Origin of the sequence: Methylococcus sp. ANG (genome assembly GCF_040730495.1) — a bacterium.
Lineage (GTDB): Bacteria > Pseudomonadota > Gammaproteobacteria > Methylococcales > Methylococcaceae > Methylococcus.
This window is the reverse complement of the sequence record NZ_CP160399.1, coordinates 2,082,260-2,103,347: the sequence shown is the minus strand read 5'-3', so window position 1 is coordinate 2,103,347 and position 21,088 is coordinate 2,082,260. Positions and strand designations below refer to the sequence as shown.

The following is a 21,088-nucleotide window of genomic DNA, read 5'->3' as shown; positions in this document are numbered from 1 at the left end:
TTTTCAAGCCTGATGGCTATTTCCTATGCTCCAGCCGCAAGACGACCCACCACCAGAACACCTTACCGCCGCTGAGCTGGGCGCCATCATCGGCGTATCTGCCCGCCGGGTGAGGCAGATGCTCCGCGAAGATGATCCGCCGCCGCAAGACCCCGTGACCCGCAAGTTCCCGCCCGGAGCGGTCGGCGAGTGGCTCCGGGCACGGATCGCCGCCGAGTACGGCCGGGAGCACAACCTCGAGCACGAACGCGCTCGCCTAGCCCACCACCAGGCCAACATCGCTGCGATGGAAGAAGATGTGAAACGCAAGAGCCTGATTCCGGTTGACGTTGTGAAATCGGAGTGGTGCAATCAGGCCGCGAATATCCGCGCGAAGCTGCTGAACCTCCCCGGTCGCGGAGCCGTGGCCGTAGCTGGGCTGTCCACCGTCCAGGAGATTGAGAAGGAACTGCGGGCGCTGGTGTACGAGGCGCTGTCAGAGCTGGCCGCCGGCAAGTGAGCGCCTGCCCGACCTGCTGAACGCCATCGAAGCCGGCCGGAACTATCGCATCGCCTTCGCGGTCTGCTACTATCCATAGAAGTCCGTAAGCGTCCGCGAACGTCCGTATAGGCACCCATGAAACCGCAGGCACCGAAATGAATAAGCAGCACACCAAGCGCTTTTGGGGAGCTGTATTTGATGGGTTGACCGGGGCTGGTCTGTTCTACCAGCCTAAGAGGCCGAGCCATCGCCCCAACTGTGACATGGAGGCTTTGCGATCCGACTGGATCAAGGTAGGACGGGACATCTATGCCTCGACCAGCTCCTCCGCTCCGTGGTCGACGACACGCTTGGCGCGTCGGTAGGTCATGTCACTTCCGAAGCCCGCTTTCTCGGCGGCTATCTCGCGGGATTTCTGACTAGGAGTCTGTCGGACTTTCCGGTTCTGGTTCGAACCGGATTGGAGGGGCGGAAGTCCGCTGTTTCCGTTAACATAGCGGCCTATTCCGGATAGATCGCGACAAGGTGAGACCCGATGAGCCGCTTCATCCCCGTCAATCGCCACCAGCAGTATCTGCTACCGCCCTCGGTTGACGAATGGCTGCCAGCCAACCACCTGGCACGGTTCCTCGTCGAGGTCATCGATCAGCTGGATTTAAGTCGACTGACGAGCCGCTACTCGGGGCGCGGGTCGGCGGCGCACCATCCGTCGGTACTACTGGCCCTGCTGGTTTATGGTTATGCCACCGGGGTGTTCTCCAGCCGCAAGATTGAGCGGGCCACCTACGATTCGGTGGCCTTCCGCTTTCTGTCGGCGGAAACCCATCCCGATCATGACACCCTGGCCCACTTTCGCAAGACCTTTCTGGGGGAGCTGGAGGACCTGTTCGTTCAGGTCTTGAGCCTGGCGCAGGCGATGAAGCTGGTGAGGCTCGGGCAGATTTCCCTGGACGGGACCAAGATTAAGGCCAACGCCTCCAAGCACAAGGCCTTGTCTCATGGCCACATCGAGAAGTTGGAAGCGCAGTTGCGGGAGGAGGTGCAGGCCTTGTTGCAGAAGGCGGCGGAGGCCGACGGGGCGGAGGAGCCGGACGGCATCGACCTGCCAGAGGAGTTGGCGCGGCGGCAGGATCGGCTGAAGGCCCTGGCGGAGGCGAAGGCCAAGATCGTGGAGCGGGTCGCGGAGCGCGATGCCCGGGCGCAGCAGGACTATGAAGCCAAGGTAGCCCGTCGCGAAGGCCAGCGGCAGGCGGGCAAGAAGCCACGTGGGCAGGAGCCGAAGCCGCCGGAAACCGGGCCGAAGGCCAGCGACCAGATCAATCTGACCGACGAGGAATCCCGCATCATGCCGAGCCACGCGGGTTTCCTCCAGGGCTATAACAGCCAGGCTGCGGTGGATGTGGAGACGATGTTGATCGTCGCCACCACCGTCAGTCAGCAGACCAACGACAAGCAGCAGGTCGAACCGATGCTGGCCGAGATCGAGAAGCTGCCGGAAGCCTGGGGAAGCCCGAAGCCCTGCTGGCCGACACGGGCTACTTCAGCGCCGGCAACGTGCACGCCTGCTGCGAACAGCAGATCGAACCGCTGATCGCGATGGGACGGGACAGCCATCACGTGCCGCTGGCGGAACGCCTGGCTCCGGATGCCCCGGAACCGGAAACCACCGATCCCGTGGAGAAGATGGCCTGGAAACTCAAAACGAAGGCAGGGAAGGCCCGCTACGCCAAGCGCAAATCCACGGTGGAGCCGGTGTTCGGCATCATCAAACAGGTCTTGGGATTCCGCCAGTTCTCTCTGCGCGGCTTGGAGGCAGTGGCCGGAGAATGGAAGCTGGTGGCGATGGCGTTCAATCTGAGGCGGATGCACGTGTTGGCGGCAGCGTGACAGGCTTCACGTAAAAACCAAGCGTTACACACCAATAGCGCCGCCATGGGGGAGGCGGGGCACATCTTGGTCTAGTTATCGACGCGAAACGCTGGTGACTACCCCGCCAATGCCCCCGAAAAATTCTCGATTCCAAGAATCCCGACCCGAGTAAATCCATAGTCCGACAGACTCCTAGGCTTAACTTGTGGACAATTGTCCACAAGTTCCAAATCCGTCCGCTGTCCCTGCCGGTTCCCCATCTCCTCCTCAAGCGCCCGAGCGATGGCGACCTTTTCGGAGGGCGGCATCTGTCGGAATCCGTCACTCAAAATTTGAGCTCACCAAAACCGGCGAGCTCAAAGTCGATGACCGCTCCCCAAATCTGGGGACCGACCAGGACGGCGGCCGGCGATACGATACAGGCGATACGATACGTTCAGCACTTCGTACGGTTCGTAGCGCGTACGAAGCTCTGGAAGCCTTGCCGGGCGCCTGAGTTCGTGCAATTCGTTCGGTTCGTAGCGTATGCAGATGTGCGGGCGGCGCTGCGGGCCATCAACCTCGCCGTGCAGAAGATGCTCACGACACCCAGAAGATGCCCACGTTTTTTGTTGGGCACCTTCTGCATTTCTTGAGCACCTTCTGACGAGGACATGCCCATGCAGACGGCCGCGGCTGCCGATCACCGGGCCGAGCTGGCCGGCGACTCACTTCCTCCTGCAGGGAGTGAACAACCGGATCATGCGCACCGCGGCGCGTCACCCGCACCAGGGCATACACCGGCTGGCGGAGATGGGCGGATTGTGGACGGCACCGCCAAAAGCTTGACGGTAACTGTGACGGTAACTGAGGTTTCACGATTCGGAGAAACCTTGATATGTATGGCATGGAGCGGTAAATATGGGTGCGACTCCCGCACCACCGATTCGTTCGCAGAAGTCCGCTAAAGTCCACGAAGCCCGCACCACGCGGGCTTTTTCATGCCTAGCGTCGTCCGCTAACGTCCGCAGAAATCCGCTAGACCAGCTCGAAGCTGAGCTGACCACCCACCTGCCAGAAGATCATCATGCGGCGTCTACACCGCGGCAGACCACGTCCGCACCGAGTTCGGAGGCGACCGGTACTACATCGCCCAAAAGTCGGCCGACCGGCGCAATCGTGAAATCCGTGCGCTTCGGGCTCAAGGCATGACGTTCGAGGCCATCGCCAAAAAGGTCGGCGTGAGTAACGCGACCGCGTGCAGGGTTGTTCGGAAGCGGGCCGGTTTCTTGTAGGCCGAGCGGAACTACCTCATTGCCCTCGCGGTCTGCTACTATCCCCAGAAGTCCGTAAGCGTCCGAGAAGGTCCGCCAGGAGTCACCATGAAACCAGCCCTCAAGCTGCATTATCTCGTCAAGCGTGAACCACAAGGCTATTGGGCAGCCTACTGCCTGGATTTCACCTTGTACGCCGTGGGCGACACTGCCGACGAGGCAAAAACCAAGCTCGACGATCAAGTTAAAGAGTACATTCGGGATGCAGTCATCGGCCCCGATGCGCCATATTGGGGCCAGCTCTTGAGCCGCAGCGCACCGTTCCGGGATTGGATCGCGTTCTATGTCCTATTCGCGCTGCAATCCGTCTTGAGATGGGGCGACCACCTGCACCGCACCGCCTATACGCCGATCATGCTTTTGATTCCGCCCAATGCCCATGCATGAGCAGCAAGTATCCGCCGCTCACATGCGCTGAAGTCAAGACTATTCTCAAGAACCTTGGATTTCAACCGGAGCCGCGCACCGGGACTTCCCATGAGAAATGGTCGAAGGTTGAAGCCGGAACGAAGCGTGTGGTCACTGTCGATTGTCCTAAAGCCCCGTTCAGCCAGGATTTGATTCGCTACATGGCGTTGACAAAAAGACGTTCTACGCATTCCTCAAGTAGCCCGGCCAGTCCGGGCTTCCCCTTGCCGGCCGATAGGTTTCCTTGCTCCCGAAACCGGCTTCCTTGACGACGCTCGGCGTTGCCGTCACCGGTTACGGTTAAGTCACGACACCGAGCACTGGGTCGGCGACCGGCAGATGTCGGGCTTCCCGGCATCGGCCAGCACCAGCATGGGCGGTTTGCTCCTCCGATTTTGCCGATATGAGGGAAACCCGACAAATGGAGGTTCGCTTCGGCGTCTTGGTTGGTCTGTCGACACGGTGGGATCTGACCGGAATGGACATTTGGGCAGGTTTGCCGCCTGGACGGATTCTTGCTTGCCCGATGATCAGGGCAATCCAGCCGATCGATGAGCCCGCCGCAGTTTTGTCCGAATGGAGAAAAACGCCATGACCGAGAGCACCGAAAGCACGGCCGTAATCCTCGCGAATGTGCTGAAGTTGTCCCCTGGTGCGATTGCCAATGTTTCAGAGCAAGAGCAGCTCAGCATCGCGATGGATTCGCTGGTAGTGTTCACCGAACAAGCCAAACGCGCCCAGGAACTGGCCGACAAGGCCCAGGATCAGACCGATGCCGCGCTGCTGGAACTGGAGGAATGCCGTCGTCAGATCCGCAAGCTGTTTGACGCATGCCAGAAGTGGGAAGCCATAGCCAATGACCTTCTGGCGCAGCTGGTAATGGCGATGCGGTCACCCGGGCAGTCGGAACGGGTGCATTGAGACGGCGAGCCGACAGCCCTTGGATTTCCTTCGGACCGGAATTACTGCCGCTGCCTTGGTTCCAGCGTCTTTCCTTCATTTCGGCGCCGCATCGCAATAAGATGGGATCGCCCGGAAGGATTGCGTTCCGGCGCCAACGTTATCCTGAACGGGGGAGCGATATGAATGCAGAGGAGTTTCTGCTTGCGCTGGGTCTGACTGAGGAGGGCGGCGCTTGGCGAGACGGGACGGATGGCAGGATTGTTGGCCAGAATGCCGAGGAGGCTCTGATCGCGATGAAGGGGGACATCGTCCGCATGGCGTTCGAACCGGGAATCGATGAACCCCTCTCCATGAAGCGGGCCATGGAGGCATTGCGGCTGATCTCGGAGCTGGAAAAGCGGTAGTTCCCTCCGCGCGTTTTGACGCCTTACCCTCGAGGCGCGGAAGCCTGAGGGGAGTCGTGCGATGTGCCTCACCTCCGGCGGTCGCGTTTTGAGGAGCTTACCGCCGGTACAGCCGCATGAAAGATGACGCCGCGTAGATCATCACTGCGAAAAGAATCCATTCCTCGACTGATACCGACGTCGGGTCATCGTCGACCAGCACGATGCCGGCGAGAGCGGCGGTTACGATGATAGCGTAGTTGAGCATCGGCGCACCTGAACAAAGGGGACGGCAACAATCTACAGCATTTACCCCGGTTGTTTACAGGCGGCTCCTGAGTGTGCGTCCGGTTTTTCGGTGTATTATTCCGACCGACCCAAAGTTTGCGAAAAGCCATGGAGCCCGTGCCAGCGGGCTTTCTCAGGAAAAAAGATGACGCCGGGCAACCTCCGCAGCACGCTATCCCGCCATGTTCAGCTTCCACCCCTGCACGCGGGACGGCGGCTGATACTGAAGCAAAACAACTTCGGTTTTCTGCTGACCGGTCTGGTGTCGACCCTGATAGCCGGGCCCCTGCTGCGCGAATTTTCCGTGCTGGCAAGGAACCAGGAGTTCTTGGATTGGCTGATGGAGTCGGTATTCGGTCTGATGGTTCTGATCGGAGTTTGGAGCCTTCAGGAAAACCGGGGCGTTTTTCGCTTAGGCCTGCTGCTCGGCGTGCTCAGTCTGCTATTTCCGGTGCTCGCCTGGAATTCCCGTTCCCCGGTGCTGGATGTCCTGGAAGTATTGGTCTTTTTGCTGTTCTGCGTGCTGAGTTGCTATCTGGCGGCCAAGCACGTGTTTCGAGGGAAGGATGCCGACATCAACAGGTTGCCGGGTTCGGTATGCGTTTTCCTGCTGATCGGCTTCATATGGGGCTTCCTTTACATCCTTTTGACCATGGTGAGGCCGGGCGCTTTCCAGGGGATCAACGTCGGTGAAACACTGGACGGGCGCTATGACGAGCTGCTGTATTTCAGCTTCGCCACCCTCACCACGCTGGGTTATGGCGACATCACACCGGTCATACCGCTGGCCCGGATACTGAGCGTCCTCGAAGTCATGTGCGGGCAGTTCTACCTGACGATTCTGGTGGCCAGCCTCGTCGGGAATTTTCTTGCCGGACGGATGCTGCGTTAGCTGGGCTCATCGCCGGCGTCGAGCCAGGCTTTCAGCAGGGCATGGCTCACGGCCAGGAGGGTGGAGCCGATGAATATGCCGATGAAGCCCCAGGCCAGCATTCCGCCGATCACGCCCAGGAACACGATCGCCAGCGGCGTGCCGCTGCCTTGGGCAATCAGATAGGGCTTGATGAAATTGTCGATGGTGTTGACGAACAACCCCCAGATCACCAGGAAAATCATCCAGCCGGTCTGGTCCTGAATCTCCAGCCATATCGCTGCCGGAATCCAAACCAGCGCGGTGCCGAGCTGCAGCGTGGCCAGCAGGAAACTGGCGAACCAGAGCAGCAGCGCGCCCGGCACGCCGGCTGCCAGCAAGCCGAGTGCGGTCAGCACCGATTGGATCAACGCCGTTCCCATGACCCCGATGGTGACGCTGCGGATCGTCAGTCCGGCGGTGTGCACCAGGCTTGCGCCGCTTTCTCCCGCGATGGCGGACGCGAACCGTTCGAGCAGGCCGGCGAGCGATTTCCCGTGCACGAACAGAAAACCGGCGAGCACGGTGGCGAGCAAGAATTCGAGCAGGGACAAGGTGAGATGGGCGCCCTGGTTGACCGTCCAGGCGGCGGCCTTGCCGATCCAGGGGCGGATCTTCGTCAGGGTCGTCTCGAGATTTTCGACCGCCGCCAGCCAACGCGATTCGATTTCCGGCCCGACCAGCGGAATTCGGTTCACCCACTCCGGTGGGCCGGGAAGACGGAGCGATGACACGTCCTCGGTAATGTGCAGGACGTCCTGCACGTGCTCGGCCAGGGAGTTGATCAGCAAGGCCACCGGCATGGCGATCACGAGGAGGATCGCGAAGGTGATCAGCGTGGCGGCGACGCCGGCACGGCCGCCCAGGCGCCGGGCCAGGTGCTCGAACACCGGCCAGGTGGCCACGGCGATGATGGTGGACCAGATCAAGGCACCGGTGAAGGGTGCGACGATCTTGATGCAGGCGGCGATCAAGAGGCCTACCGTCATGAGGCCGATGGCGCGTTCGAAAAAGCGGTCAGTTGGCATAAGAGGTCAAGGATGGCGGAAGGTTTCCATGGCGCTGCCGGCTTCTCGGGCGAAGGCGGCCAGCAGTTCGCTCTGCGCCGAGACCAGCGATTCGGTGTCGCCAGGCCGGGCGGAGGCTTGGTAGTTCGAGCGTTTGCGGTAGACGGTGGCGCCGCCTTTGGAGATGCCCCAGGCGACGTCCAGGACGCTGGCGCCGCTGCCGTCGGTATGGAAGCGGTCGATCCGGGCTTCGAGCTGCAGTTCGGGTGCGTCGTTGCGATGCCAGGGATAAATGATGACATGGTCCGCCGGATGCAGACGGGACAGGTTTTCCGCCAGGACCCGGGTCAGATTTTCCTGCAACGGCTCCGACCAGCGCTGGAATTCGTCGAGCTGCAGCCGGTTCCGCCCTTCGGCGACGACAATCTGGGGCCGGTCCAGATAGGAAGCCAGCTTGATCGGTCCGACGCCGACCACCGCGGGTTTGACGTTCGCCGGCTGTTGTCGGGACGCGGTAAGCGGCTGCAACTGGTAGAAATTGGCCGGTTCGGTGCTGCGCAGGCAACCGGCGGAAGCCAGTGCGGCCAGCGTGAGCAGCATGAAGGGAACCGGTTTGCGGTGGTGGCGCATCGGGCTCAATCTCCGTCGTTTTCCTTGCCCACGATCAAGGCGTTCGGGTTGCGCTGGATGAAGTCGCTCAGCACCCGGATGGCCCGCGCCGCCTGGGATACTTCGTCGATCGCCGCATCGAGCGTGTGCTGGAGTACGGGATCGTTGACGCTGCCGGCGGCGCCGTCGATCCGGCGCATGGCGGAGGTGGCGGCAAGCAGGGTCTCGTCCAGGCGCTTGAGTGTCGGCTGAACCTCGCGGTCCAGATCGTTGGTCAGCCGCCGGTGATCGCCGATGGCACCGTCCAGGTTGGCGAGCATGGGCCCCAGGCGGGCCCGCGATTCCTTGAGCGTGGCGTTGACCTGCTGCAATGCCTGGTCGGTCGAGGTCAGTATCGACTCGATTTTCGGCGAATTGAGCAGCGCCTCCGCCCGCCGGATGGAAGCGACCAGCGCAGCCGCGATCTCGTGCAGCGGCAGTTGGCGGAATTCGGAAACCACCTCGTCGATGGTGTTGGTGATTTTTTCCTTGCTGGAGGGAATGGCCGGGATTTCCTCGTAGGGGTGGAAGTCCAGGGTGCTTCCGACCAGATCGACGGGCGTGTAGGGGAGGAAATCCAGGGCGACGTAGAGCTGGCCGGTCACGAGGCTCTGCACTTGAAGCTGGGCCCGCAGCCCGCGTTCGATCAACGGCTGGATGCTGCGGTTGCGCTTTTTCGAGACATGACCGGAGCGGTCGACCATCTTGTTCGGGTCCACTTCGATCACCACCGGCGTCAGGACGCGGCTGCCGTCCATGTCTGCGAGCACGCGAATGTCGACGACGTTGCCTACCGCGACGCCCTTGACCTTCACCGGCGCGCCGACGTTCAGCCCGTTCACGGATTCGGTGAAGTACACCACGAACCGCATGGCATCGCTGACTTTGAGCTGGGTGAACAGCAGCACGCAAACCACCAGCAGCACGATGCCGCCCACCACGAAGCCGCCGATCAGGGTGGGATTAGCCTTGTTCATCGGAATACCATGGACCTGCCTGGGTTTCTTGTTCGGACGTTGCACCGGCCGTGCTCTTGGCCCCGCCGCGGGTCAGGAAAGCCAGCACCCGCGGATCGTCGCTCTCGGCCAGCAGTTTACGCGGATCGCCCGAGGCGATCATGGTATGCGATTCGGCATCGAGGAAAACGGAATTGTTGCCGATGGCGAAGATGCTGGCCAGTTCGTGGGTGACCACGACGACGGTGCTGCCCAGGCTGTCGCGCAGGTGCAGGATCAGATCGTCCAGCAGCTTGGCGCTGACCGGATCGAGACCGGCGGAAGGCTCGTCGAAGAACAGGATTTCCGGGTCCAGCGCCATGGCCCGCGCCAGACCGGCCCGCTTCTGCATACCGCCGCTGATTTCCGAAGGGTAGTAGTCCTCGAAGCCGGCCAAGCCGACCAGGGCCAGCTTGAGCGAAACCAGTTCGCGGATTTCGGCCGGGCCGAGCCGAGTGCATTCGGTCAGGGGCAGCGCGACGTTTTCGGCCAGGGTCATCGAACTCCACAAAGCGCCGTTCTGGTAAAGCACGCCGAAGCGCCGCATCAACCGCGCCCGCTCGGCTTCGGAAACGTCCCACAATCCCTGGCCATCGTAATAAACATGGCCGGCGGCCGGCTTCTGCAGGCCGATCATGTGCCGCAGCAGCGTGCTCTTGCCGCAGCCGCTGCCGCCCATGATGATGAACACATCGCCGCGGTTGACCGTGAAGCTCAAGTCCCGCTGGATGACGAAGTCGCCATAGGCCAGGGTCAGGCCGGTGACGCGAATGTGGGGTTCCGCCATAGGCCGGATTTCCTAAAGATGCAGGATGGTCGTGACGACCGTCATGACCGCATCGGAAGCCACGATCAGCATGATCGCCGTGACCACCGCCGAGGTCGTGGCAAGACCGACGGCGGCGGAACTCCGCCCGCATTCCATGCCGCGCAGGCAGCCCGCCAGCGCAACCAGCACGCCGAACACCGTGCACTTGAAGAGGCCCACCGCGATGTCGCCGAAATGGACGAACTTCTGCAGCTCGTTCAGGAACTCCGAGCGGGAAATCCCGTAAGTGCTGATCCCCACCAGCGCGCCGCCGGCGATGCCCATGATGTCGGCATAGATGCACAGGACCGGCATCATGAGGACAAGGGCCAGCATGCGCGGCAGCACCAGGAAATCCATGGGGTTGATGCCCATGGTCTTGAGCGCGTCGATTTCCTGGTTGACCTGCATCGTCCCGATCTGGGCGGCATAGGCGGCGCCGGTCCGTCCGGCCATGATGATGGCCGTCATCATCGCGCCCATCTCGCGCACCATGCCGATGCCGACGGCGCCGGCGATGTAGATCTCCGCACCGAACATCGACAACTGGTGCGCACCCACGAACGCCAGGATCATGCCCACCAGCAGGCTGATGAGCGTCACGATCGGCAGCGCCCGCGCCCCGGCCTCCTCCACGAACAGCCAGAAATCGACCCATCGAAGTCGTGCGCGCCCGCCGAACAGGCGGAGGACGCTGAGCGAGGCCTCGCCGATGAAGCCGAGCAGGCTGCCGGCCAGGTGCCAGACCGTCAGGGCGCGCAGGCCCACGCTTTCCAGAAATCCGGGATTGGTCTCGGTCCGGCGCGCGTCCTGGCGCTCGGGCACCGCGTAAGCCAGGTTCAGCAACCCTTGCACGCCGGCGGGCAGGCCGTCCGGCACGACGGCGATACCGCGTCGGCGGCACGTATCGAGGACGCGTACCAGGAAGGTCAGCAGGGTGCTGTCCCAAGCCGCCAGGGCGTCGGTTCTAAAGGAAACGGTCGCGGATTCGGGAAGCTGCTCGACGATGCCGGGAAGTCCGGCATCGCCGTCCCCAATGCCCTCGCGCGTCCAGTTGCCGCTCAGAGCGAGGATCAGGGCGTCCCCCCGGCTTTCGATGCTCAGTTTTCGGCCCGGTTCGGGTTCCTTGGACATGCAGACAAGTTAAGGCGCGGAGCAGGAAAGAGATTGACAGATTATCGCAACATCGGACGGCCGCCGCCATGTCGCCGGCCATACCAAGCGGAAAACGGCATGTATGACAGCCGTACCTTTCCGTATCGCCATTCCGCCCCCTCAGAGTTTGTGAAAAAACCGGACGTTCTCACAATTGTCGACACGTACTAAGGATCATGAAAGTAATGTCATATATACCCCTATTTGAGAGGGTTGGGGTGGGGGAAACTGATACAATATGAAACGATTCAATCAATTGTTGGCCTGACACAGAAATGAGCGCAGGTGGATAGATTGCGATATACAGCGTCGGGGCGACTTGGCCTGTGGGACTCGACTTTGAACAGACGCTGCTGAACGGTCCGTGTGTGCCGTTCTTCCGCGTGGAGGCACCGGCCGAAGTCCCCAATGTCGGTTGCCGGATGTCCGCCCTTCAGATTCCTGGCACGACAGCCCCTTCTACGCAGTTTCTGTCCGTCGGCTCGCACCTTTGCGCTCGGGCTTCCTTCAGACAAACCCTCGCAGACTTGCCCTTGCCGTCGGCTAGTAGTTATAACTGTCGCATGGACAGGTTCAGGTACTCCTACAGGGGACTTACACCCCATCAGTTCATGCCCATGTCGGGTGTACACCAATCGCTCCAGGCGACTCCGTTTCACTACGCGCCTGAGCTTGGGCGTTGGTCGACAAGCAGCTGAACACCACAATTGCCCAATCGAGTGAAAGGAGAGTCTGATGACCGTTACGAACAGCCGGTCCGGGACGAATGTGCATGAGGTTGCTGACGGCATCTATCGCATCAACACGCCGGTCCCGAGCGAAGGAGGCGGGTTCTCGTTCAACCAGTACCTCATCATGGATGATGAACCACTGCTTTTCCACACGGGTCCGCGAAAGATGTTTCCGCTGGTGTGTGAAGCGGTGGGAAGCGTTTTGCCCGTCGAGAGCCTTCGTTACATTGGGCTCTCCCATGTTGAGGCCGACGAGTGTGGCTCGCTCAATGAATGGCTTGCCATCGCGCCGCAGTCCGTACCATTGTGCGGCGCGGTTGCTGCCATGGTATCGATTAGTGACCTCGCTGATCGGGCACCCCACGCGCTTGCCGACGGAGAGCCGCTTCTTCTGGGTAAGCACTGCGTGCGCTGGCTGGACGCGCCGCATCTGCCGCACGCGTGGGAATGCGGTTTTCTGATGGAGGAACGAACCTCTACGTTACTCTGTGGCGACCTGTTCACCCAGGGTGGCGCCAATCTCCCGCCCGTCACGGAGTCGGACATTCTTGGGCCGAGCGAGGCTTTCCGTCACGCGATGGATTACTTCTCGCACACGAAGAACGCATATGTGATGCTTGAAAAGTTAGCCTCGACAAATCCACAAACACTCGCGTGCATGCACGGCAGCGCATGGCGCGGAGATGGGGCAAAACTCCTCCGCGCTCTAGCAGATGTGCTTTCTGCATGATTTGCTTCCCTAACAGGCCTGGATATGTCGCCCAACCAGGCGCTCCAGCGATCGCCGCGGAGCTCGGTCGTTAGCCACATAAGAGAGGAGAATTACTCAAGTGAGTCATGGCTATATTTCCTGCACGGCCTGGAAGCAGCTTCACCGGGATGAATTGATGGCTGCATGCTGAGGCCAGCCATGGCTAACAAGGTGCCCACCCATCGTTGCAGGGGACGCTCCGCCTATCGGAGGAGCGTCCCTGAAGTCAGACGTAAGATTTGTGAGCCGAGGTAAATCCCCCGGTTCCGCGGGGGATTTACAGGGGTTTGACTCGTTGTACCTTGAAGGATACAGATTTTCGTCAAGCCGGTTCACGCCTATTTCAGGCTCAGAATCCACTGCACCAGTTGTTTCGCTTCTTCTTCATTGACCTGTGGATTGGGGGGCATCGCCATGGTGCCCCAGGCGCCGGAGCCTCCCTTCATCACTTTTTCGGCGAGCTTGGCGTCGGCGCCTTGCTGGCCGGCGTATTTCTGGGCGACGTCCTTGAATGCCGGCCCCAGGATTTTCTTGTCGACCGAATGGCACATGACGCAGTTCTTGGCTTTGGCGAGTTCCTCGCTGGCCAGCGCAGGGCCGCTGACAGCGGCGCCGATGGCGGCGGACAAGGCGAGTTGCATCGTTCTCTTTCGCATGGTCGTTCTCCTCCACTTGGATGATGGTGAACCGCGGCGCTCGTTCCGCGCGGTGTCCACGCCGTGCGAGCGCGCCCGCCGGATGATGGCACGGCCATGTCGCTCACAACAAGAATCCGCGGCTTGGATTTTTTGAACAGACGCCATTTCGCTGCTATACGTTATGAGGGCCGAATCTCGTCCAGACCACAACAGGACCGCTGGAAATGAGCTTGCCACGATTCACGATAGCCGCCGTGCTGCTGTCGCTGCTTGCCGGATGCGCCGAAGCGCCTTTCCGGCTGGCCATGTTGGAGGACACGAGCGAAGCCGAGGAGGCCGATGCCGGCGACGACCGGATTCCGCGCCTGAACTCCTCCGCCGACGGGGACCTGATCGAAACCCTGCTGGCGGACTACTTCAGGTCGCTGGAGTCCGACGCCGTCCCGGTTCAGACGGCGATGGCGCCGGAGAACGCGGCGCCCGAGCCGGTCCAGCGTCTGTCGGGCAAGGGTATCCGGGTGATTCCCGTCGGTCCGCCCAAGACCCACAAGAACGGTTTGTGGCATTACGTCAGGGAGCGTCTCGAACTCGCCCGCTGGAACCATGAATCGGTCGAAACGGAACTGGCGGGATTTCGGGACAGGCCGGCGCGGGTTCGTGGCCTGGCCAAACGGGCCGAGCCGTTTCTGCATTATTTGGTCGGCGAGGTCGAGCGCCGGGGCTTGCCGCTGGATCTGGTGCTGGTGCCGATGGTGGAGAGTGCATGCGACCCGGGCGCGCTTTCGGCGAAGACCGCCGCCGGCTTGTGGCAGTTGATTCCCGCCACGGGCCAACGTTTCGGCGTGGAGATGGCTGTGGACTACGATGGCCGCTATGACATTCACGCTTCCACCGGCGCCGCCTTGTCTTATTTGCAGCATCTGCACAGCCGGTTCCAGGGCGACTGGCTGCTGGCCCTGGCCGCCTACAACGCGGGGGAGGGCGCGGTTCAGCATGCGATCGCGAGCAACCGCGCGGCGGGCCGTGGCACCGATTTCTGGAGCCTGCCCCTGCCGCCCGAGACCCGTGGCTACGTGCCGAAAATTCTTGCGCTGTCGCGCATCCTCGCGGGCCCCGACCGCTACGGCCTCAAACTCGAACCGGTGCCGGGTACGCCGGTCCTGGCGCGGGTGGAGATCGAGCCCGGTATCCGGCCGGCTGACGTCGGCAATGCCGCTGGCCTGCCGGAGCCGGTGTTCAAGCTTTTGAATCCGGCACTGAAGTCCCTCCACGACGCTCCCCAGCACAAGTATGGCCTGATGCTCCCGCTGAAGAACGCTCAGGCCATGGCCGCCAGCCTCGATGGGGCGGAACTGGTGTCGGCGAAGACCATCGTGGTGAAGAAAGGGGAAACGCTTGCCGCCATCGCCAAGCGCGTCGGGGTTTCCGAAACGGCCCTGGCCGGCTGGAACGGCCTGACGCCCAACAGCCGCCTCAAGCCCGGCCAGGAACTGCTGATCTATCCGGCCTGAGGAAAGTGGATCGTGGATTTCTCAGCGATCCGTTCCGGAACGGCTTGACATGCGTATGCCGCGCAATAATATGCACTCATAATACATGTTATTGCCGCGGGCATTCTCGTGTTCACGGAAATGCCCTGCGGGTCCGCCGGATTCGTCGGCGAAGGTTCAGCCTTAGGGATCTCGATGCAAATCAAACGCTTGAAGTTTCCTCGTCTGTGGCGGCCCGAGCCCTTGCTGACCAGCTTCCCGGAACAATTCCGCTCCGCCCTGGCCGCAGGGCTGGCGATATTCCTCATCGGCGTGATCAGCAGCCGGTTCGTCGAGGGGGGCGGCTTGAAGACCCTGGTCGCGTCGATGGGGGCCTCGGCGGTGATCCTGTTCGTGGTGCCGCACAGCCCCATGGCGCGGCCCTGGTCCCTCATAGGCGGACACCTGATTTCCGGCCTGATCGGCATTCTGTGCGCCCGCTGGGTGCCGGATACCTGGCCGGCGGCGGCGCTGGCGGTGGGACTGGCCATCTTCGCCATGCAACTCGCGCGCTGTCTGCATCCGCCGGGCGGCGCGTCCGCCTTGATCCCGGTGCTGGGGGATGCCGGCATCCGGGCGCTGGGGTTCCAGTTCCTGCTGACGCCGCTGGCGGTGAACGTGGCGGTCATCCTGGCGGTTTCCCGGCTCTACAGCCGCTGGGTGCATGCCGCCAGACCGGCTCCCAAGACCGAGCCTCATCCGCCCAGCCCGCTGGAGCGCATCGGCATCCGGGCCGAGGACTTTCACGCGGCCCTCCAGGACATCGGGGTGTTCGTCGACGTCAGCGCCGACGAACTGAGCGATATCTACCACTTCGCCGCCAGCCGGGCGTTCCGCCGCACCTTCGGCGAGACCACCTGCGCCCGTATCATGACCCCCCAGCCGTTGACCGCCGAATTCGGCGACGATCTGGAGTCGATCTGGCAACTGATGCAGCGCGAGGGCGTTCGGGCCTTGCCTGTGGTGGACCGGGGGCGGCATGTCATCGGCATCGTCACGCTCAAGGACTTCTTCCGCCACACCCGCGCCGAAAGCTTCGGCAGCCTGAGCGCGAGGCTGAAGGCGCTCCTGCTTCCCTCGCCCGGGGTGACCTCGAGCAAACCGGAGGTCGTCGGCCAGATCATGACCGCGCCCGCCATTACCGCCCGGCAAGACGTGCATATCTCCGAACTGGCCCGGCTGCTGAGCGAACACGGCGTCCACCAGGTACCTATCGTCGACGAGCGCGGCAAGCTGGTCGGCCTGGTGACGCAAACCGATTTGATCGCAGCCCTCTACCGCAGTGTTCCCACTGGCCTGACTCAGCCGGCGATGGCGGTGGCTTCGTGATCGAGCCTGTCGACCCGGAGGATCTCCGGCTGGTGTTCGTGGCCGCCGCGGCGATCGTCGTCGGAGGGGCGGGATACGCGGGACTGTTCGCCTGGGCGCGCTTGAAGAACCGGCGGCGGTGGCTGGCTGGGGCCTACGTCTGTTATGCGGCATTGGCCGCTGCCGTGCTGCTGCTGGCCCGGACCGCCCACCTGAATGGCGCGTGGCAGGGGGTGGTGGTTCTGATGCTGGTCGGTTACCTGCTGGCTCCTCACGGTATCTGGCATTTGTGCGCCGCCAGCCATCGTCTCGAAAGAAGTTCCAGGGCTCCGCCAGGGGACTGATCCTCATCGTCGAAGATCGTGCCGGTTTTGACAACAAGGGCAACCGCAAGGGGGAGTTGGCATGAGTACCACACCGCCCGTCTGGGCTTCCGAGAGCTTTTGGAAAAAGGTCGCGATCTGGGTCACGGCCGGTTCTTTCGTCATCCTCATCATCCTGACCTTCGACACGCTGTCGAAGACCGCGGTCGGCGGCAGCCGGGTGCAGGCCTACAGCGTGATCAACAAGGTCATCGACTACCGCTTCGATTACAGCCAGAACCGCTACCGCCCGGTATTCGGTGGCGACGAACCGCTGTTCGGTCGGCCTCTGAGTGAGGAAGAGGCGGCAGCTCTGGTCACCCAGGGCAAGAAGACGGTGCAGGCCAAGAACTGCATGAACTGCCACACCCTGCTCGGCAACGGCGCCTATTACGCTCCCGATCTCACCAAGGCCTGGCTCGATCCCAACTGGGGCAGCGTCGAGGAGCGCGAAGCCCGGATGCTGGCCTTCCTGCTGGATCCCGAGAAGAACGCCGTCACCTTCAGCTCGGGGCGCAAGATGCCAAAACTCGGGATCACCGACGCCGAAGCCCATGCCATCGTCGCCTTCCTGAAATGGATGTCGGCCATCGACACCAACGGCTTTCCCACCAACTTCAAGACCATCGGCCGCCAGGAGGACTGAACATGCGCACCGGAATCATCGATAGCGCCAACCTCAACGGGGGGCAGCAACTGGCGGTCAAGTATTTCAGCGTCGCGGTCGTGCTGTTCCTGGCTCAGATGCTGTTCGGTCTGGCGGCCGCGATCCAGTTCGTCCGGCCGGATTTCCTCTACAACGTGCTCGATTTCAGCGTCAACCGCATGGTGCACATCAACGCCATGGTGGTATGGATGCTGTACGGCTTCGTCGGAGCGGTGTACTGGCTGCTGGAGGAGGAGAGCGGCACCCGCATCGTCGGGCTGGGCTTGGGCAACCTGGCGTTCTGGGTGCTGACCGCGGCGGTCGCCGTCGTGGTGGTGGTCTACCTGCTGGTTCAGACCGGTCCCGGCAACGACCTCACCCGCTGGTTCGTCAACGAGGGCCGCGAATACCTCGAAGCCCCGCGCTGGGCCGACCTCGGCATCGTCGCCGTGCTGGGCGTGTTCTTCTACAACGTCGCCGCCACTTTCTCGAAAGGCCGCTGGTCCGGCATCGCCGGCGTGCTGACCCTGGACCTGGTCGCTCTGGCGGGACTGTATTGCGCCGGCATGTTCTATCTGACCAACATCACGGCGGACCAGTACTGGTGGTGGTGGGTCATCCACCTGTGGGTGGAGGCGACCTGGGAGGTCCTGGTCGGCTGCATCATGGCCTGGGGCCTGATGCACGTGCTCGGCGTGCGGCGCCGGATCGTGGAAACCTGGCTGTACATCGAAGTGGCGCTGATGTTCGGCTCAGGCATCCTCGGCCTCGGCCATCATTATTTCTGGATCGGCACGCCGGATTACTGGTTCTCCATCGGCGGCTTCTTCTCGGCGCTGGAGCCGATTCCTCTGGTCGCCATGGTGGTGCATTCGGTGTACGACGCCGGCGTCCACAAGTTCAAGAACGGCAACCATCCGGCGCTGGCCTGGATCATCGCCCACACCTTCGGCAATTTTCTCGGTGCAGGCGTCTGGGGCTTCATGCATACCCTGCCGCAGATCAATTTGTACACCCACGGCACCCAATGGACGGCGTCGCACGGCCACCTGGCCTTCTTCGGCGCCTATGCCACCATCAACATCGCGTTCTTCTACATCGCCATGCAAACTTGGCGGGGTAATATCTGGCTGGGTGGCGGCTTGGCCGGTGGCGGCTGGAAGTGGAAATGGGCGCTCGCCTTGCTCAATCTCGGCGTGATCGGCATGACGGTGGCGCTATTGATCGCCGGCTACGAGCAGTCGTTCATCGAACGGGCGGTGGAGGGCTCGACCTGGGGTGGTTATTTCGCTGCCCAGCAGCATCCTTGGTTCCAGCAGGCCATGGCCTGGCGCCTGGTGTTCGGTGTGGTGACGTTGGCGGGTGTCTTGCTGCTGGTGTGGGATCTCCTCACCATCGGCGTGGGTGAGATGCGCCGGGCGCCGCAGCTCGCAGCCGAGGCCGGATAGTCAGGAGAGCCATGTGTAGGCTCGTGCGGCCCGTGGCGGGTTTGATTTTTTTTTCAACGGCTTGGAGAGGGGTTATGTCAGCTGAACACGATTCCGGACACGAAGAAGCGCCGCGGGGCACGTGGGTATTGCTTTGCCTGGTGGCTCTGGGGATGACCGCGGCCTGGTTGTTCCTCTATTTCGGGGTGTTCCTGCCCCGCGGCCAAGTGGGTTAGCGATCCCAAAACAGACCTGCCCGCGGGGCAACGCTTCCCCGCAGCGCGAAACCGGCGCGTCAACGAAAAATAAGGGGAAAAGGTTATGCGAATCCGTTTTCCAGACAAGAAGTGGTTCCACGAAAAAATGGCGGGGCTGGGGGAAGAAATGTCCCGGCTGGAAATCAATGAGCTGGAAAGGAAGTGGCTGTTCGTGTCCGTCGCCATGATCGGCCTGTTCGTCGGCGCGATCGTCGTCACCGCAGCCATGCACGGCGTCCATCCGCCCAGCCATGTCGAAACCATCGATTCGGCCAGCTTGCATCTGAGCCAGGAATTCGCCGAGGACAAGCTGGGCGTGCAGCCCGAGCCGCTTCCCGACGGTTCCCTCCAGGTCCGGCTGGTGGCCGGCCGTTACGGCTTCTATCCGCGGGAAATCGAGGTGCCGGCGGGGCGCCGGATCGTGTTCCGGATGGCCAGCATGGACGTGCTGCACGGCGCCCACATCCCCATGACCAACATGAGCACCATGATCGTGCCGGGCTATGTGTCCGAGGTGGTCAGCGTTTTCCCCAAGCCGGGGGAATATCCCATGTTGTGCAACGAATACTGCGGCCTGGGCCATGACCACATGTGGAGCAAGGTGACCGTCGTCGCCCAGGAAAACTGGCGTGCGCCCGCGACCGGAGGAAAGCAGCCATGAACGATGCAACTACGACTCGCCTCACGCTCTTCAACTTCTGGGTGGCCTTCGGGGCGTTCGGCCTGGCCTGTTTCTTCGGCATGTACCAGGTTCTGGAGCGCAGCGGACTGTTCGCCTTCCTGCAGTCGCCCGCCGTCTATTTCGCCTCGGTCAGCACCCACGGCGTGCTGATGGCCTTCGTGCTTACGACCTTTTTCATCATGGGCTTCGGCTATTACACGGCGGCGCAAAGTCTCCGGCGGCCGGTGTGGAATCCGCAACTCGCCTGGGCGGGCTACGGGGTTTGCGTGGTCGGGGTAGTGCTGGCGGCGGTCCCGCTCCTGCTGGGCAAGGCATCGGTGCTGTATACCTTCTACCCGCCGATCCAGGCCAACGTCTTCTTCTATATCGGAGCGACGCTCCTGGTGGTGGGCTCGTGGTTCTGGTGCGCGATCATGCTGGTCATGTTCGCCCAATGGAAAAAGGACCATCCCGGCGAAACGGTGCCGCTGCCGATGTTCGCCACCGCAGCCAACGCCCTGCTGTGGTTGTGGACCAGCCTCGGTGTGGCCCTGGAGTCGGTATTCCAGTTGTTGCCATGGGCGCTCGGGTTGACCGACACCATCGACGTCGGTCTGGCGCGCACCCTGTTCGCCTGGACCCTGCACCCCATCGTCTACTTCTGGCTGATCCCGGCCTACATCGCGCTGTACTGCTACGTGCCGCAGGCCGCCGGCGGCAAGCTGTTCAGCGACGTGCTGGCGCGCACGGCGTTCGTGCTGATCCTGGTGCTCGGCCTGCCCATCGGCTTCCACCATCTCTACATGGATCCCGAACAGGCCGCAGGCTGGAAATTCCTGCACATGGTCGGCACCTTCGCGGTCGCCATTCCCACCCTGCTGACCGGCTTCACCGTCATCGCCTCGCTGGAGATGGCCGGGCGCAGGCAGGGGGGTACCGGGCTGTTCGGCTGGATCGGCGCACTGCCGTGGAAGAACCCGATGGTGCTGGCGGCGATCCTGTCCCTGCTCATGCTGGTGCTCGGGGGCTTCGGCGGCATCGTCAACGCCAGCTATGCCATGAATGCCATGGTCCACAACACCGCCTGGGTGCCCGGCCATTTCCACCTGATCTTCGCCGGCACCGTGGTCACCATGTATCTCGCCGTCGCCTACAAACTCTGGCCGGAACTGTGCGGACGCAAGCTGTATTCCGAAGACCTGCCCCTGGTGCAGCTGTGGGGCTGGTTCATCGGCATGGTCATCATGACCACGCCCTGGCATGTGCTGGGCCTTTTGGGCCAGCCGCGGCGGATTTCTTCGGTGCAGTACAACAGCGTCCTCACCCTTTCCTGGGATCCGTACGAAGTGGCCATGGTCATCGGCGGACTCATCCTGCTGGGTTCCGCCGGCCTGTTCGTCTATCTGCTGTACAAGACCCAGGCCGCCGGCGAAAAGGTGGAGGCCAGAGTGGAAGCGGCGGACGATTCCGCCCCGTGGGCGCCGGCGTGGCTGAACGGATTCGCCCTCTGGAACCGCCTGATCCTGGTGCTGATGGCGCTGAGCTACGGCTATCCCATCCTCCAGTTTTTCCTGCTGAAAACCCATAGCCCGACCGCCTGGGGGTATTGA

22 protein-coding genes and 1 pseudogene are annotated in these 21,088 nt (G+C 62.3%); 16 read left to right on the top strand and 7 right to left on the bottom strand.

Annotation, left to right across the window (positions count from 1 at the left end; translation table 11 throughout):
* Positions 1 to 25 precede the first annotated feature (25 nt).
* The 6 genes and pseudogenes from ABZN20_RS10095 to ABZN20_RS10070 all read left to right on the top strand — a co-directional run bounded on the left by ABZN20_RS10095 (position 26) and on the right by ABZN20_RS10070 (position 5,378).
* Positions 26 to 499, top strand: coding sequence for a hypothetical protein (locus tag ABZN20_RS10095; protein WP_367025157.1), 474 nt, complete (start codon positions 26 to 28; stop codon positions 497 to 499).
* Positions 500 to 1,016: 517 nt separating this feature from the next.
* A complete protein-coding gene (locus ABZN20_RS10090) occupies positions 1,017 to 2,072 on the top strand; it encodes a transposase (protein ID WP_367025156.1) in 1,056 nt (351 codons plus the stop codon).
* Positions 1,973 to 2,368 (top strand): annotated as a pseudogene (locus ABZN20_RS10085) (transposase); the annotation flags it as partial. The gene ABZN20_RS10090 and the pseudogene ABZN20_RS10085, both read left to right, overlap by 100 nt.
* A gap of 1,343 nt (positions 2,369 to 3,711) precedes the next feature.
* A complete protein-coding gene (locus tag ABZN20_RS10080; RefSeq protein WP_218807742.1) occupies positions 3,712 to 4,050 on the top strand; it encodes a hypothetical protein in 339 nt (112 codons plus the stop codon).
* 612 nt (positions 4,051 to 4,662) lie between these two features.
* Positions 4,663 to 4,992 (top strand): hypothetical protein, encoded by a 330-nt coding sequence (locus ABZN20_RS10075; protein ID WP_367025155.1) that lies wholly within the window; start codon positions 4,663 to 4,665, stop codon positions 4,990 to 4,992.
* A gap of 161 nt (positions 4,993 to 5,153) precedes the next feature.
* On the top strand, positions 5,154 to 5,378 hold the full coding sequence (locus tag ABZN20_RS10070) for a hypothetical protein (RefSeq protein WP_218807740.1): 225 nt from the start codon (positions 5,154 to 5,156) through the stop codon (positions 5,376 to 5,378).
* A 97-nt stretch (positions 5,379 to 5,475) separates the two neighbouring features.
* Here the strand turns inward: ABZN20_RS10070 and ABZN20_RS10065 are convergent, their stop codons facing one another.
* The gene (locus tag ABZN20_RS10065) at positions 5,476 to 5,625 is read right to left on the bottom strand and encodes a hypothetical protein (RefSeq protein ID WP_218807739.1); all 150 of its coding nucleotides are present in this window, start codon (positions 5,623 to 5,625) and stop codon (positions 5,476 to 5,478) included.
* 165 nt (positions 5,626 to 5,790) lie between these two features.
* Between ABZN20_RS10065 and ABZN20_RS10060 the strand changes: the two genes are divergently transcribed.
* Positions 5,791 to 6,537: a potassium channel family protein gene (locus tag ABZN20_RS10060; protein ID WP_367025154.1), complete on the top strand. Its 747-nt coding sequence runs from the start codon at positions 5,791 to 5,793 to the stop codon at positions 6,535 to 6,537.
* On the opposite strand, the gene ABZN20_RS10055 is transcribed toward ABZN20_RS10060, so the two are convergent.
* Genes ABZN20_RS10055 through ABZN20_RS10035 form a run of 5 tightly spaced genes read right to left on the bottom strand, consistent with a single transcriptional unit; the run spans position 6,534 to position 11,147 of the window.
* Entirely contained in the window at positions 6,534 to 7,583 is a 1,050-nt protein-coding gene (locus ABZN20_RS10055) for an AI-2E family transporter (RefSeq protein WP_367025153.1), read from the bottom strand. The genes ABZN20_RS10060 and ABZN20_RS10055 overlap by 4 nt on opposite strands.
* 6 nt (positions 7,584 to 7,589) lie before the next feature.
* Entirely contained in the window at positions 7,590 to 8,192 is a 603-nt protein-coding gene (locus ABZN20_RS10050; RefSeq protein ID WP_218807736.1) for a PqiC family protein, read from the bottom strand.
* A 5-nt stretch (positions 8,193 to 8,197) separates the two neighbouring features.
* Positions 8,198 to 9,187, bottom strand: coding sequence for an MlaD family protein (locus ABZN20_RS10045; RefSeq protein ID WP_218807735.1), 990 nt, complete (start codon positions 9,185 to 9,187; stop codon positions 8,198 to 8,200).
* Entirely contained in the window at positions 9,174 to 9,992 is an 819-nt protein-coding gene (locus ABZN20_RS10040) for an ABC transporter ATP-binding protein (protein WP_218807734.1), read from the bottom strand. The genes ABZN20_RS10045 and ABZN20_RS10040 overlap by 14 nt, the downstream gene beginning before the upstream one ends.
* Before the next feature lie 12 nt (positions 9,993 to 10,004).
* Entirely contained in the window at positions 10,005 to 11,147 is a 1,143-nt protein-coding gene (locus ABZN20_RS10035; RefSeq protein ID WP_367025152.1) for an ABC transporter permease, read from the bottom strand.
* Positions 11,148 to 11,903: 756 nt separating this feature from the next.
* Between ABZN20_RS10035 and ABZN20_RS10030 the strand changes: the two genes are divergently transcribed.
* A complete protein-coding gene (locus tag ABZN20_RS10030) occupies positions 11,904 to 12,629 on the top strand; it encodes a hypothetical protein (protein ID WP_218807732.1) in 726 nt (241 codons plus the stop codon).
* A gap of 359 nt (positions 12,630 to 12,988) precedes the next feature.
* Here ABZN20_RS10030 and ABZN20_RS10025 read toward each other — a convergent pair whose 3' ends face one another.
* Positions 12,989 to 13,306 (bottom strand): c-type cytochrome, encoded by a 318-nt coding sequence (locus ABZN20_RS10025; protein WP_255556581.1) that lies wholly within the window; start codon positions 13,304 to 13,306, stop codon positions 12,989 to 12,991.
* A 206-nt stretch (positions 13,307 to 13,512) separates the two neighbouring features.
* Here ABZN20_RS10025 and ABZN20_RS10020 point away from each other — a divergent pair, with 206 nt between their 5' ends.
* The 8 genes from ABZN20_RS10020 (at position 13,513) to ABZN20_RS09985 (ending at position 21,088) form a co-directional block, all read left to right on the top strand.
* Positions 13,513 to 14,799, top strand: coding sequence for a transglycosylase SLT domain-containing protein (locus ABZN20_RS10020; RefSeq protein ID WP_218807731.1), 1,287 nt, complete (start codon positions 13,513 to 13,515; stop codon positions 14,797 to 14,799).
* 174 nt (positions 14,800 to 14,973) lie between these two features.
* Entirely contained in the window at positions 14,974 to 16,146 is a 1,173-nt protein-coding gene (locus ABZN20_RS10015; RefSeq protein WP_367025151.1) for an HPP family protein, read from the top strand.
* Entirely contained in the window at positions 16,143 to 16,469 is a 327-nt protein-coding gene (locus ABZN20_RS10010; RefSeq protein WP_218807729.1) for a hypothetical protein, read from the top strand. Before ABZN20_RS10015 ends, ABZN20_RS10010 begins: the two co-directional genes overlap by 4 nt.
* A 61-nt stretch (positions 16,470 to 16,530) precedes the next feature.
* Positions 16,531 to 17,133: a c-type cytochrome gene (locus ABZN20_RS10005; protein ID WP_218807728.1), complete on the top strand. Its 603-nt coding sequence runs from the start codon at positions 16,531 to 16,533 to the stop codon at positions 17,131 to 17,133.
* A 2-nt stretch (positions 17,134 to 17,135) separates the two neighbouring features.
* On the top strand, positions 17,136 to 18,581 hold the full coding sequence (locus ABZN20_RS10000; RefSeq protein WP_367025150.1) for a cbb3-type cytochrome c oxidase subunit I: 1,446 nt from the start codon (positions 17,136 to 17,138) through the stop codon (positions 18,579 to 18,581).
* A gap of 74 nt (positions 18,582 to 18,655) precedes the next feature.
* Positions 18,656 to 18,796, top strand: coding sequence for a hypothetical protein (locus ABZN20_RS09995; RefSeq protein WP_218807726.1), 141 nt, complete (start codon positions 18,656 to 18,658; stop codon positions 18,794 to 18,796).
* A gap of 85 nt (positions 18,797 to 18,881) precedes the next feature.
* Positions 18,882 to 19,478: a cytochrome C oxidase subunit II gene (locus tag ABZN20_RS09990; RefSeq protein ID WP_255556580.1), complete on the top strand. Its 597-nt coding sequence runs from the start codon at positions 18,882 to 18,884 to the stop codon at positions 19,476 to 19,478.
* Entirely contained in the window at positions 19,475 to 21,088 is a 1,614-nt protein-coding gene (locus ABZN20_RS09985; RefSeq protein WP_367025149.1) for a b(o/a)3-type cytochrome-c oxidase subunit 1, read from the top strand. Before ABZN20_RS09990 ends, ABZN20_RS09985 begins: the two co-directional genes overlap by 4 nt.

What these genes read in the sequence shown, in the direction of transcription:
- ABZN20_RS10005 (WP_218807728.1), top strand. Translation starts at nt 16,531, where the DNA reads ATGAGTACCACACCGCCCGTCTGGGCTTCCGAGAGCTTTTGGAAAAAG.
- ABZN20_RS09995 (WP_218807726.1), top strand. Translation starts at nt 18,656, where the DNA reads ATGTCAGCTGAACACGATTCCGGACACGAAGAAGCGCCGCGGGGCACG.
- ABZN20_RS10065 (WP_218807739.1), bottom strand. Translation starts at nt 5,625, where the DNA reads ATGCTCAACTACGCTATCATCGTAACCGCCGCTCTCGCCGGCATCGTG.
- ABZN20_RS10060 (WP_367025154.1), top strand. Translation starts at nt 5,791, where the DNA reads ATGACGCCGGGCAACCTCCGCAGCACGCTATCCCGCCATGTTCAGCTT.
- ABZN20_RS10020 (WP_218807731.1), top strand. Translation starts at nt 13,513, where the DNA reads ATGAGCTTGCCACGATTCACGATAGCCGCCGTGCTGCTGTCGCTGCTT.
- ABZN20_RS10025 (WP_255556581.1), bottom strand. Translation starts at nt 13,306, where the DNA reads ATGCGAAAGAGAACGATGCAACTCGCCTTGTCCGCCGCCATCGGCGCC.
- ABZN20_RS10030 (WP_218807732.1), top strand. Translation starts at nt 11,904, where the DNA reads ATGACCGTTACGAACAGCCGGTCCGGGACGAATGTGCATGAGGTTGCT.
- ABZN20_RS10070 (WP_218807740.1), top strand. Translation starts at nt 5,154, where the DNA reads ATGAATGCAGAGGAGTTTCTGCTTGCGCTGGGTCTGACTGAGGAGGGC.
- ABZN20_RS10090 (WP_367025156.1), top strand. Translation starts at nt 1,017, where the DNA reads ATGAGCCGCTTCATCCCCGTCAATCGCCACCAGCAGTATCTGCTACCG.
- ABZN20_RS10050 (WP_218807736.1), bottom strand. Translation starts at nt 8,192, where the DNA reads ATGCGCCACCACCGCAAACCGGTTCCCTTCATGCTGCTCACGCTGGCC.
- ABZN20_RS10095 (WP_367025157.1), top strand. Translation starts at nt 26, where the DNA reads ATGCTCCAGCCGCAAGACGACCCACCACCAGAACACCTTACCGCCGCT.
- ABZN20_RS10080 (WP_218807742.1), top strand. Translation starts at nt 3,712, where the DNA reads ATGAAACCAGCCCTCAAGCTGCATTATCTCGTCAAGCGTGAACCACAA.
- ABZN20_RS10055 (WP_367025153.1), bottom strand. Translation starts at nt 7,583, where the DNA reads ATGCCAACTGACCGCTTTTTCGAACGCGCCATCGGCCTCATGACGGTA.
- ABZN20_RS10040 (WP_218807734.1), bottom strand. Translation starts at nt 9,992, where the DNA reads ATGGCGGAACCCCACATTCGCGTCACCGGCCTGACCCTGGCCTATGGC.
- ABZN20_RS10015 (WP_367025151.1), top strand. Translation starts at nt 14,974, where the DNA reads ATGCAAATCAAACGCTTGAAGTTTCCTCGTCTGTGGCGGCCCGAGCCC.
- ABZN20_RS10075 (WP_367025155.1), top strand. Translation starts at nt 4,663, where the DNA reads ATGACCGAGAGCACCGAAAGCACGGCCGTAATCCTCGCGAATGTGCTG.
- ABZN20_RS10045 (WP_218807735.1), bottom strand. Translation starts at nt 9,187, where the DNA reads ATGAACAAGGCTAATCCCACCCTGATCGGCGGCTTCGTGGTGGGCGGC.
- ABZN20_RS10000 (WP_367025150.1), top strand. Translation starts at nt 17,136, where the DNA reads ATGCGCACCGGAATCATCGATAGCGCCAACCTCAACGGGGGGCAGCAA.
- ABZN20_RS09990 (WP_255556580.1), top strand. Translation starts at nt 18,882, where the DNA reads ATGCGAATCCGTTTTCCAGACAAGAAGTGGTTCCACGAAAAAATGGCG.
- ABZN20_RS09985 (WP_367025149.1), top strand. Translation starts at nt 19,475, where the DNA reads ATGAACGATGCAACTACGACTCGCCTCACGCTCTTCAACTTCTGGGTG.
- ABZN20_RS10035 (WP_367025152.1), bottom strand. Translation starts at nt 11,147, where the DNA reads ATGTCCAAGGAACCCGAACCGGGCCGAAAACTGAGCATCGAAAGCCGG.